Origin of the sequence: Sphingomonas panacis, assembly GCF_001717955.1 — a bacterium.
GTDB classification, from domain to species: domain Bacteria; phylum Pseudomonadota; class Alphaproteobacteria; order Sphingomonadales; family Sphingomonadaceae; genus Sphingomonas; species Sphingomonas panacis.
Map to the genome: position 1 here is coordinate 146,562 of NZ_CP014169.1, position 11,781 is coordinate 158,342.

General features: G+C 61.2%; 6 protein-coding genes. All 6 read right to left on the minus strand.

The annotated features are described in order from the left end of the window. Positions 1–106 precede the first annotated feature (106 nt). Complete coding sequence (locus tag J0A91_RS23930) at positions 107–4,330, minus strand: strawberry notch-like NTP hydrolase domain-containing protein (RefSeq protein WP_069207720.1); 4,224 nt, start codon at positions 4,328–4,330, stop codon at positions 107–109. 79 nt (positions 4,331–4,409) lie between these two features. Then, positions 4,410–5,264 (minus strand): DUF7146 domain-containing protein, encoded by an 855-nt coding sequence (locus J0A91_RS23935; protein ID WP_069207721.1) that lies wholly within the window; start codon positions 5,262–5,264, stop codon positions 4,410–4,412. 805 nt (positions 5,265–6,069) lie between these two features. Then, a complete protein-coding gene (locus J0A91_RS23940; protein WP_069207722.1) occupies positions 6,070–7,302 on the minus strand; it encodes a replication initiator protein A in 1,233 nt (410 codons plus the stop codon). Positions 7,303–7,875: 573 nt separating this feature from the next. Then, a complete protein-coding gene (locus J0A91_RS23945; protein ID WP_069207723.1) occupies positions 7,876–8,937 on the minus strand; it encodes a ParB/RepB/Spo0J family partition protein in 1,062 nt (353 codons plus the stop codon). Positions 8,938–8,996: 59 nt separating this feature from the next. After that, on the minus strand, positions 8,997–10,196 hold the full coding sequence (locus tag J0A91_RS23950) for an AAA family ATPase (protein WP_069207868.1): 1,200 nt from the start codon (positions 10,194–10,196) through the stop codon (positions 8,997–8,999). A gap of 366 nt (positions 10,197–10,562) precedes the next feature. Continuing rightward, positions 10,563–11,579, minus strand: coding sequence for a hypothetical protein (locus tag J0A91_RS23955; protein ID WP_240502343.1), 1,017 nt, complete (start codon positions 11,577–11,579; stop codon positions 10,563–10,565). Positions 11,580–11,781 lie beyond the last annotated feature (202 nt).

Genomic DNA, 11,781 nt, shown 5'->3' on the forward strand with positions numbered 1-11,781 from the left:
GGGAACTCCTTCTGGCATCCGGCACATTCCGGACACCGTCCCAGCTCCCCCTCACCTCTTTCCCGGGGCGACCCACGGCGCGCGGTCGTGGGTTGCGTGTGGCCGTTCAGCTGCTGCCGAGCAGGATGCGGTCGAGCGTGTCCGCAGCCGTCGACATGGGAAGAAAGACCCGGGTCCGGTACTGGATGACCTCGGTGAAGCACCCGATCGACTTGAGCCACGCGAGCTGCTGGACCGGTGCGCCGACCAGTTCGATGCGTGGACTTCCATTCACCAGGGCGCGTCTGATCGTCATTGGGAATGGGCGCGAGAGATCGACGCTTCGCCCCGACATGGCCGACTTGACGATGTCCGTAGGCGGGAGGTTCTCCGCACGATCAATCCCGAGCTTGGTGAAGAGCTGGACGATATGCTCATCGAACACGAGACGGCCGAGCCAGCTGTTGCCGTCCTTATCGGCGATGCGATTGACGACGAGATGGTCGCTGGGAAGCGCTGACCAGATCGGCAGTAGCAAACCTGTCGCAAGGCGGATGGTCTGGGTGTCGACCTTGTTCGCGGCTTCGTCGGCCTCGTCGACCCATTTGGCCGAAAAGGCCGCCCGGTCGATGCTGGTCCAGGCGCTTTCGTAGAGATCCTCCTCGCGCATATATTCTCGGCGCGTCGGACGCATCAGCTCTATGCGCGGGATGGGTGTGCCCTCCTTCTCTTCCATGAGGGCGCGGGCGCGGGTTTGAAGCGCGACCATGCCGGACTTGCCGTTGATCAGGAATTCGGCGGTCACGTCGGTATCGGCGATGTGCAAAATCCGCGCGAGCGAGACGGGCAAGCGCCGCTGTTCGATTTCAATCGTGAGCAGGTGCGAGGTGGCGCCGCTGACCGGGTCCGTGCGCAGCAGCGTGTCGTCGATCAGCGTGGCCTTGTCGACGAGGATCGTCTCGACGCCAACATCCAGCCGGCCGGCTTCGCGTGCCGCGGAGACCCGGGTTTCCACCAGCGAAAGAAATTCGTCGAAGATTTTGTTCTGAAGCCCGATGGGAAGGGCGAGTATCCGGTTGAGCCAGCGCTGGATCGGCGGCAGCTCTTCCTTCATAACCCCGTCCTTCTCGCACAGTTCGAGCCCGGTGCGACTTTCGAAATCGGCGTGCGAGACACTGGTGAGCTTGCCGCCGACAAGCAGGTGAAACCAGGTAACGAGGGCCGCGCAGGCATATTCGCTCTCCAGATTGTCCGCCGGGTCGAACAGGTTCTGGCCGCCGGTTTGACGCTGTCCGCGCGTGAGCGCGCCCAGACTGTCGAGCCGCCGTGCGATCGTGCTGGTGAAACGGAGTTCGCCCTTGCAGTCGGTCGTAACAGGACGAAAGAGAGGTGTGCTGGCCTGGTGGGTCCGATGGGTACGGCCGAGACCCTGAATCGCCCGGTCGGCGCGCCAGCCCGGTTCGAGCAGCAGATGGACGCGTTGCTCCTGATTAAGGGCGTCCCGGGAAGCGTGGTAGGATCGCCCCGTCCCGCCGGCGTCGGAGAAAATGAGCATGCGCTTGCGGCCTGCCATGAAGGCTGCCGCTTCGGCCTGGCTCGTGCGCGTCGAGCGCGTCTCGAGCTTCTGCCGGCCATCGCCGGTCGAGATGAGGCGCTTGGTTCGCCCTGTCACCTCGGCGACATGGTCGTGCCCGAAATGCTCGAGCAGGCCGTCGAGCGCCGACATGATCGGCGGCAGCGCGCAAAGCTGCTCGATGAGCTGGTCGCGAGCGGCTTCTGCCTCGGGATTATGAACCGGGTTGCCGGCGTCGTCCTCCATAGGCGCGGAGCGCTGCGTTCCGGTATCGTCGGTATAGACACGCATCTGCCGTGTCGGGAACGCGCGCTCCAGATAGTCTATGACATATTCTCTCGGGGACAGGTCGATCTCGAGGTCGGCCCGCTCGTCGGGGCTGAGCGCACCAAGCCGGCGATCGAGGATGGACTCGGCCGTCGTCACCAGCTGCATTACGACCGACTGCCCGCTCTCGAGGTGCTGCTGTGCCGCCGCGATCACGCTTGGCAATTTCATGGACAGCAGGACCTGGCCGAAGAAGCGCTGTTTGGTGGATTCGAAGCGCGATCGCGCCGCAGCCTTGGCGCCGCTGTTGAGTGTCGCGTTCTCCATTCCGTCGACGACGGCCGTCAGTTCGAGGGCCTTCTCCATGTTCTGATGGATGATTTGCCAGGCATCGGCGTAGGTGTCGTAGATCTCTATCTGGGCGGGTGTCAGCTCGTGCTTGAGAACGTCATATTCGACGCCGGCGAAGCTGAGCGCGCGCGCCATGTAGAGGCCGGTCGCCTTGAGATCGCGTGCCACAAGCTCCATCGCAGCAATCCCGCCCTGGCGGATGCTGCTGATGAACTGCTCGCGGTCGGCGAAGGCCGTTTCCGGACCCCAGAGCCCCAGGCGCACAGCGTAAGCGAGATTGTTGACATCGGACGCACCGGTTGCGGATGCGTACAGGACTCTGGCGCCGGGAAGCTGGTTTTGGAGCAGCACGCCGCAGATGCCCTGCTGCGATCCTTCCTTCGCGCCAAGGGCCCCCTCCCCGCCCGCCACGCCGCCCATCTCATGCGCTTCGTCGAACGCGATCACGCCGTCGAAATCCGAGCCTGCCCAGTCGGTGATTTGCTTCAGGCGGCTATGATCGCCCCGCATCGAGCGCAGCGTCGGGTAGGTGACCAGCAGTACACCCTGGTCAAGCTTGATCGGTTCGTCGATCTTCCAGTTGGCAATAGGCTGGACGTCACCGCTCAGACCGCCGAGCGCCGTCCAGTCTCGCCGGGCATCTTCGAGAAGCGGCGCGTTCTTGGTCACCCAGATGTTGCGGCGGCGGCCCTGCAGCCAGTTATCGAGGATGCAGGCGGCGATCTGGCGGCCTTTGCCGGCGCCAGTACCATCTCCCAGGAAGAAGCCCTTGCGATAGTGATCGCCGTCTTCGGCAAGGGAGAGACCGACGCCTTCCTTGTTGGGCTTGAATCGTCCGGGAATGAGCTGGGACCAGGCATGCCCCGCATAGACCACGGTTTCGAGCTGGGAGGAGGAAAGCATCCGCTCGGCGACGGTGCGCTCGGGCAAGTACGGCAGATAGCCGGGGACCGGCGCCGGGATCGATCCCATCGCCACCGATTCAACCAGGGCTGTCGGGTGCTCGCCGGCCTTGTCGAAGACGATCCGGCTCGGTCGATAGGGCAGATAGACGCCGGTCTGCTCGAGGAGCGGCGCCGGTGTATCGAGCCTGGCATAATCCACGGGCAGGACGTCGTTGCGAACCGCCGCATGGTAGGGCCTGGGCTCCGGCCGGTTGCTTTTGACCGCTCGGAACATCGAGATGGTGCCGACACGCTTCGGGTTGGGAGCCGGCACATCGGCGCGAGACGGCGCTCGTTCGTGGATTGAGATGGCGTCGAGCAGCTCGGCGACCGAGGATCGCTGGATCGTCGCAGGCAGCGATCGGCCTGGGAGTTTGTCGATGACGTACATGCGGACGGCGATCGATGTGCCGTGCTTGAGATAGCATTTCTCGAGGCGGATCGAGGTCCTGACGGTGACATCGCGCAGGACCGTCTCATACTGGTCGCGCATGCGGGCGCTTGGGCCGAACCAATCTGGCATGATGGCGACGAGGCGTCCGCCGGGGCGAAGGCGCCGCAGCGCTGCCTGGAGGTGGCGGACCGCCGCATAGTCGTCCGCGCCGCGGCCGAGCGACCGGGAGAATGGCGGGTTCATGATGATGACGGTCGGTCGGATGGCGCTCGCGAGGGTGGAATTGATGGTAGCGCCATCGTGCCCGGTGATCACAGCGTCGGGAAAAGCGTGAGCAAGGCGGCCGCGCCGAACGGGGTCGAGCTCGTTGAGGTGGAGCGCGGCATGGGAACCAACGTGGGCGACGAGCAAGCCGTTACCGGCACTGGGTTCAAGGATCACGTCGTCAGGCTCGACATTGGCGAGCAGCACCGCGACGGCGGCAATATCGACCGGCGTCGAAAATTGCTGCCATTCGATCTGCTCTTCGCTGCGAACGGTCTGGGTCGGTAGGCGCGTCGCGAGCGCTATCACCGGCGGGATGTCTGACAGAACCGAGGGTTTTTGCGCGATCGATCGCAGATGAAGTGCGAGGGCGTGTTCGAGGATCTCGAAGCTGTGCCGCTGGGTCCAGCGGCCCGCGGCATCGCTCCCGCCGAATGCCGCAACCATCGCGTCGTTGAGGATTCGGCGCGTGATAGGCGTCTCAGCGTGCAGGTGCGGGAGCAAGCGGAGCGCAGCTTCACGATCGGCGCGGTCGGCGGCGTCGAAGAGGTCGGTCATGTCGGGATCTCCTGTGTCGCTGCACCCTCGGCAGCATCACATTCCCGATCCCCCTCCCCTCTTGTCGGCCTCGGCGCCCCTAGAAGCGGTTTGACAGCGCGTAAGCGTCCAGAGCCTTGGCCCAATCCTTGAACTTGGCCGGTGGCGGCGCGTGACGGATGGCGAGACCCAACCGGCCGTAGTGGTCCTCGGCCCTCTCAGCGGCCCGGCGCCCTTCCGGATCATTGTCTTGGGCTATGAGTAGTGTTGTGATGCTGGCGGGGATGACGAGCTGGTCGAGTCGACGCGCTCCCAGCGAAGCCCAGCAGGGAACGTCGTTGAGCCTGAAAAAGGCCTCCGCCGTTTCGAAGCCTTCGGCGATCGCGAGTGTAGGTCCCCCTCCCCTGCCCTGCCAAGCCCCTGAGAGCGGTGTCCCGAGCATGACCTTGCGCGTGTAGTCAGCGCTGTCGCGGTCCAGAAAGATGCGCTGGATGGCCACCAGCGTCCTCGTTTCGCGGACAGCGATGAGGAGCGCTGGCAGGAAAACGGTTTTTGGCATGGGCAGATAGGGACAGCGGGGATGGAAGCGGATGTCGGGTGGAGGCGGCAGGAGGTTCCGGCGGGCCAGATAGCGTTCGGCGAGGGTGTTTCTGACGTCGCTTGCCTGGTCCCAAATCCGTTGCACGTTTGCGGTGCCAAGCGGCCTCGCGGCATGGGGGGGAGTATAATGCCGACCAGGCCGAATGCGGCGGAGTTCGCGTAGAACATCGTCTGGTGGGCATCCAGCAAAACAGGTGACGAGCATCCCGCGGTCTCCTTGGCGGATTGAGAGGCTCGGGTCGCGGTCGGCGTGCGCAGGGCACCGGCACATTGCGATATATCCGCTCCAGGTGCCCCCGAGTGCACCGACGATGTCGACCAGTTCCTGCGATGGTCGTTTGGCTGTAAGTGGCATAGTAGCATCTCCTGCTCACGAGCCTCTGCCCCCCTCCCCTCGCTCAAGAGTGTACTATCCGGTCGTCTGGCTGTTCGGCGCTGTCCCATGTCTGATCGCTTGGGGATCGTCTGCAATGCTGATGGTCAGGCTGGGGCTTCCGCTATGACGATAACCGCTCGGAGATCATCGGTCGTTCGTTGCTCGGCTCGGTCTATCGGTAGACGGGATCAGTTCTGCTGGCGGTGTAGGTTCGTCGCGTAAGGTCGCGGTCGTGTGCGGGAGCCAAGGGTTGTTGGTCGCTAATGATTTACGGTGAGCTTCCCCCTTCCCCTTATCCTATTGAAGAAAAAGAGAAATCTGGCCGGTTAGATTGGTTTCTATAGGGGTTAGACAGTTAGCTGGGCATATTCTCGTCGTAAACCATTGGAATCGGGCGATGCATCAACGTGGGGGCGTTCCTGATGTGTCGAGGATGCGTTCCCGAAGGATCGTGTGTCGCGTTCCTGATGTGTCGACCATCAGTTCCCGCAGTACCGTGATTCGTTCCTGATGTGTCGAAAGATCGATAAAGCAGTCGAATTAGGCAAGGCGTTTGAATCAATTTCGAGGCGGTTGGTCAGATAGACGTTCAAGAATGGCGTTTGGCCGCGGCAGAGGTTGGACAGAGCCATCGATTTCGGTTTTGGGGGACGGGATGCCCGACACTTCGGGAACGCTTGCGGCGGCTTCAGCGTCGTGATGGGTTCGCTTTCCCAAATCTCGGGATGAGTCTGTCATGGTGGGTGGCGTACGTAGGCGCGCGTAGGATTGGTGAAGCAACGGCTTAACCCCGAAGTGTATGGCGGTTCGCCTTGTCATATTTTCGAACGAACCCGAGGAAGGCGTTCTGATAGTTGACGGGTGTGCGCGAGGGATCGCCGTCGATCCACTCTCGGAAAAGCATATGGAGGTTCTGATAATCCCAGCCGGGACATTCACTCCTTAACGTCTGCAAAGTAGCGTCGGTGATGAAACCTTCAGTCGCTTTCGAAGATAGGCTTGAAACGGTTCGGCGGACCAAGCTGCGGACATCGTAGGTGCCGGTCGAGCCGCTATCTTGCGCTCGCGCCGGAATGGCTGAGCGGCGTTCGGCGGATGTCTTGGCGTCGCCTTTAGGTTTAGGCTCCGATCGGCGTGGTCCCTGCCCTTTCTGCGGACGGGTAGAGTGTTCGATGTCGGCCTCGGCCCGACGTCGCATGCGTAGGCTTGGCTCACGTTTGCCTGGGACTTGCTCGATCGTTACCGAATATCCCGGCAGTTCATTGCGTTCCGCTATCTTCGCGATTTCGAACTTGAAGCGCCGATATTGACCCTCGGCGCCTGATTTTTCAAAGAGGGTTGGGAGCGAGATGGCAAATCCAGCCTCGCCTGCACCGCCAGCGTGCTTTCGCGCGACCTTGTAGAGCCAGCGCTCTCTGCCGCCACTGATATCAAAATAGGCGCGATCGATCGAGAGGATGCCTCCCTGCATGAGGACGCCTTCATGGAACCAGTTGCTCAGTTCGATTGTCATGCCGCGTGAACGTTCCGTTTTTTCATCGACGAGCTGGGTCCAGCCATCCAGCCAGCTGAACGTCGCCTCGCGTCGATTTTCAGCCCGGATATTGGTCTTGACAGTGGTGGAGACCAAGCGGTCCAGCGACTGGGCGAGCAGTTCGTAGGCGCGACCGGTCGTGGGGCGGCCGATAGCACGGAGTAGATCGTACGGCATGAGATGAAGTTTGCGCGGGACGTCGTTCACGCCGCGGCGAGCCATATCGGCGAGGGTCGATGCGCAATAGATGAGGATGTCCGCATCCCAAATGGTGGCCATACCATAATCTGGATTTGCCGAGACATGGACCCATAACTTGCCGTCAGGGGAATTGTAGTCGATCGGCTTGATTCGCTTCGACTTTGAGAGGCTGAAGAACGGCCGTTCCATCATCTCGCGTTGATCCCGCAGGGGGAGGTCGGAGATGTAGGGCAGGAATAGGTCGAACTGCTCGCTGATTTGGGATTGTTTTGCTTTTGTCACGGGTGATGCCTGGCGATTAATGATTGAGCTCTTGGGAGCGTGATTGTTTGTCGTAGTCCCGGGTTAGGCGAATGGGCCACTTTCTGAAAGTGGCGTTTAAGATGCCCCAAGAGTGCACGGTGTTGGTGTGCATATGTGGAGTTTCCCCGGGGAAACTTCGCTATTCCGACCGCTGGACAGGGAGGGTGCCGAGCAACAGGGTTTTGAAAGTCAGACCGGGCGTTTGGAGGGGGAGTTGTTAGCGCGGTGGAGAACGTCGTTCGATGCGTTGCGTCACATCGTCGAGAGCTGTTTGATGTTTCCCCGGGGAAACATGCGCCAGGTATCGAGATGTTAGTCAGAACTCGACGGGATGATACCGCGATACGGGGAGGGCGGGTTGCTCTGATTTCAGAAGGGAAGGGGAGTATGCGCGAGCCCCGAACGACGATGAGCGGGAATTTGCTGCGTCGTTCATCGGCGGCGGGACCTTGCAGGCCCAGAATGTTTCCCCGGGGAAACATCGATAGAGGCGACCCGGATTCCCTTCGCCGACGAAGCCACCCGTGATGGTTCCCCCGGGGAAACATTCGCTCAGCGGAGTAGATTGCGGCCTGTGGCATCAAGATGCGCGAGTGCTTCCCGCAGGCCTCGCAGCAGATCCTCTTCGCTGGCCCCGGAGCCGGCATGGAGCCGTATCGTAACGCCTTGCCGATTGGAGGAGACGACGCTCAGCGCGCTGCGCCCCAGCTTGCTCTGGAAGGTAAAGGGCTCTTTGGCATCCGCCTTGTCCTGCGCTGCAAGGTGAAGGCGCCGAAGCACCTCGGACGCTGTAACGGTCGGCTCACCACTCGACTTGCGCTCGGCCTGCTGTTTTGCGAGCGCTTTAGCGGCGGCAGCGACTACCGCTGCCTTCGGCTTGTCGTCGAGAAGCTGTGCCAAGGCATAAGCCGGCTTTAGCTGGATGTCAGAAGGCGAGGCAAAGGCCGAGACGACTATATCGGGCAGCGCTGCAACCTTCAGCATTTTGGAGAGCCAGCCTTTCGACACCTTAAGGCGCTCCGCCATGCGGCTCATATGGTTGCCGTAATGCTGACGCAGGGCGGCAGCGTAATTGCGGGCGCGTTCGAGATCGGAGACATCCGTACGGGCTCGGTTTTCAAGATCCGCAAGCCGGAAAGCTGCTTCGTCATCCAGAGCCACCACCTGGGCTACAAACTGCATCTCCGGATAGGAGTTTCGTCTAAGCCAGGAGATCGACCAATGGCGGCGGGTGCCGGCGATCACCTCGAAATCGTGCGCTGGATCGTCGTCAACTCGCCGCACGACGGCAGGCACCTTTTGTCCGCCTTCTGCGAGGATCGAGTCTATCAGTTCGCGGCAGTTATCCTCGGTTAGATGCCCATAGAGACGGGCGTTGCCGCTCCAAACGCGGACACGCGCGGGATCGAGCAGCATTTGGGTAACTTGGCGGACTTCGCCTGTGGCAACGCGCGCGAGCGCAGACTCGCGGCTGAGCAGAGTACCGCCGCGCATGCGATCCGGCCTTGCCGGAGGGCTCGCTGGTGCGCTGGTCTCATCGTTCGAGGGTGCGACCGCAGGCACCTCCTCGTCCGCAAGAAGATCTGCAAGATAGTCTTTTTGATTACGCGCCATCGGATCGGTCCCAATCGGCAGGTGACATTGTAACGAGGTCCGCGGCGAGGGCGCGGGGGCTAAGCGGCTTCATTAACAAGGGCCTCCTCGCTGACTGGCGACACACGGCCCCAACCTCGACGGACAAGCTGCTCAACCTGGCCAAGAGCCTCGTCAAGATTGGTGCGACACCGCTTGTGTGTCCGTGCTGTTCCGATCGGCTTATCGAGTTCATAAACGGTCATCATACGCATCGCAGCGTGGCTGATTTCCGCAGATTCTAGGATGGCCACTGGCAAGAGTGCAGGTCCGAAAGTTTGTTCCATGATCTGCTGGACCATAGCGTGCGCCGGGTCATTTCCGTTAAACTTTGAGCAGATCAGGCGGACGAACGAATAGTCGACATCTATCCCGGCTTGCCCGAGTTGACCAATGACCTGCTCCATCATCGATAGAAACTGTACCGTGGAGCAGAAATCGGGCGTTGTTGCCGCAAGCGGCACGATCAGTGCATTTGCGGCCTGCATTACGGCGAGGCTGATGGTTCCGAGTGCGGGAGGTGGATCTAGAAGCACGACGTCGTAGGATCGCGCGAGATCCATCAGACCCGCTTTTAGTTTTCGGAAACGCGTTGCGAGGATGCTCCCGCCATCGGCGCCGGCTGCTGCCATCTCATATTCTACATCGAACAATTCGAGGTTGGAGGGAATGAGATCAACATTGGGCCAGGGCGTTTTCTTTACGGCATAGAGTAGGTCAGCCTGGGTCGGATCGATCGAGAGATAGGGATAGAGGGTCTCTTCACGAGTCACATTGAAATGCGGATTGAGCCCAAAAAGCGTGGTCGTTGTCGCTTGGCTGTCACAATCCACTACGAGGACGCGGTACCCTTGAACCGCCAGATAATGAGCAAGGTGGGTCGTGACGGTTGACTTACCAACTCCGCCTTTGAAGTTCTGGACGGCGATAATGGGCGGCTGATCCATAGGCGCGCGGGCAGGCGAGGCGCCAAGCACCTCGCGCATATGCAGTAGCTCTTCGATCGTGTAGCCAGCTCGGCGACCAGAATCCGTTGCCGGTGGTTGAGGTAGGCGACCAGCGTCTTCGGCCATCCGTATGCGGTTGGTCGAGCAGCCAAGTAGGGCGGCTGCCTCAGCGATGCCGTATCGGACATCCAGACCCTTACGCGTGTCGGGAAGAAAAGCCTTCCGGCGGAGGCGTTCGATCATGCGGACACCGGAATCTGCAAGTTCGGCGATCCGGGACGCATCTGAAGTCATTTCAGCCATTGTCTTCCACCCTGAAGATATTTACGCTCACATAGGCCCATTTGCGTTCAATGGTCAATCAGAGACGCTTAAGTGATCATGATGGCCGCGCTGTACGTGGCATGCCTTCATCTCGAGACAATCCGTGACGCTCATTTGGCCACGCTGGGGAGTAGGATAGCCCAACAGCATTCATCAGCTGCGCCACAGCGCGCCACAATCTTGCGAAAAGGCAAACTAAGTTATTGTGAACGAACCGATATTCGCTGCATTCGGGCTACAAAAGAAACAGCGGTTTCGACGGTCAATTTTTTCGGAAGCCCCTGACCGCGACCTGTCCAGGCCGTGCGCCGCCAGGGGATCAGGTTCCACGATGGCTTACTCCACGCTGGAAGAAAAGCTGTAGCGCGCGTCGAACTCCGCCATGTCGCGGTCGAAAGAGGAGACGATGTCGTTTAAGTCCTTGGATGAGCCTTGCGGTTCGAGAGCTTTTCTGGGGCGGCCACGTGGAGCCGCAACCAAGCCAAGCGCGACGGCGACATCAGGTACAACGTATACCCTCCAGGAGCGGCGTCCGCTGACCTCCTGGACGAGTCCGAGTTGTGCGGCGCGATCGAGCAGTTTGCCGGCTCCGGACAGAGTTAACCTTAGCCCTGCGGCAGTTCGTTCGGGGCTTGTGACAGGGTGGTGAAGGAGGCCGGCGGCGAGCGAGGTAAGTTCGCCAGGTCGGTGCACGCCGGAAATGGCGGAAATGGCTTTCCGTCGATCGGCCTCGATCGCCTCAAGGGCTTTCAGCGAGCGGTCCGCGGTTTTGGCAAGATGGCGGAGCAGGCGCAGGGCCAGAGGCCCCTGCTGGACCGTCCCAAACCGCAAGGCTTTGTCACCGCAGGCCACAGAGGGGAGGGCGGACCGGGTGACGCCCATCCGGTGGAGAAGGACGGGTAGCCATAACCAGGGGAGGATGGAGCGATCGGCGAGGGCGAACTGGCGTGTAACTTCGAAGGCGCGGAGCAGGGCAGGGGCGCCGGCAAAACCATCTTCGAGTTCGGGGGTAAAGGGGAGTTGTTCCTGCCAGTGATGCCCCGTGGCGGCGAGCGATCGCTGCCAGGGTACGAAAGCGGAGAAGGGATCGTGCAACGACTCGCGGTGCGGCCGGCCGGACAATTGCACGCCGGTTGCCCAGGAAAATACATCGATTTCGTCGATTTCCTCGCCCTGCAGCTGGAGCGCCTTGCTATATCCAGTCCAGGCGGCACGCAGCGCCCAGGCGGAGGCGACAGAACTGGCGGAAACACGGGCGTCCAGGCGCGCGATTGCCGATGCGGCCGCCTCAAGAGCGCCGGCCAGTTCGGTGGTCCAAGGGACCGACATCAGGGAGGGGGAGGGGCGTGCCATGCTCCGATAGTATCCCCTAATAGCCATTTCGTCCATGTTGCTGATACGCGTAGTGTTGATAATGAGCCCTTATCAACACCAGCATTGTTGGAAGTCCTGTATATCGGTAAGAAGAAAGAAGCCTCGCACGACGCGGGGCAGGCCGTAGCCACGGCCGTCAGGGGGAAGCCACAGGACCGTGCACGATCATCTCAGCCCACTC

What these genes read in the sequence shown, in the direction of transcription:
- J0A91_RS23930 (WP_069207720.1), bottom strand. Translation starts at nt 4,330, where the DNA reads ATGACCGACCTCTTCGACGCCGCCGACCGCGCCGATCGTGAAGCTGCG.
- J0A91_RS23935 (WP_069207721.1), bottom strand. Translation starts at nt 5,264, where the DNA reads ATGCCACTTACAGCCAAACGACCATCGCAGGAACTGGTCGACATCGTC.
- J0A91_RS23945 (WP_069207723.1), bottom strand. Translation starts at nt 8,937, where the DNA reads ATGGCGCGTAATCAAAAAGACTATCTTGCAGATCTTCTTGCGGACGAG.
- J0A91_RS23950 (WP_069207868.1), bottom strand. Translation starts at nt 10,196, where the DNA reads ATGACTTCAGATGCGTCCCGGATCGCCGAACTTGCAGATTCCGGTGTC.
- J0A91_RS23955 (WP_240502343.1), bottom strand. Translation starts at nt 11,579, where the DNA reads ATGGCACGCCCCTCCCCCTCCCTGATGTCGGTCCCTTGGACCACCGAA.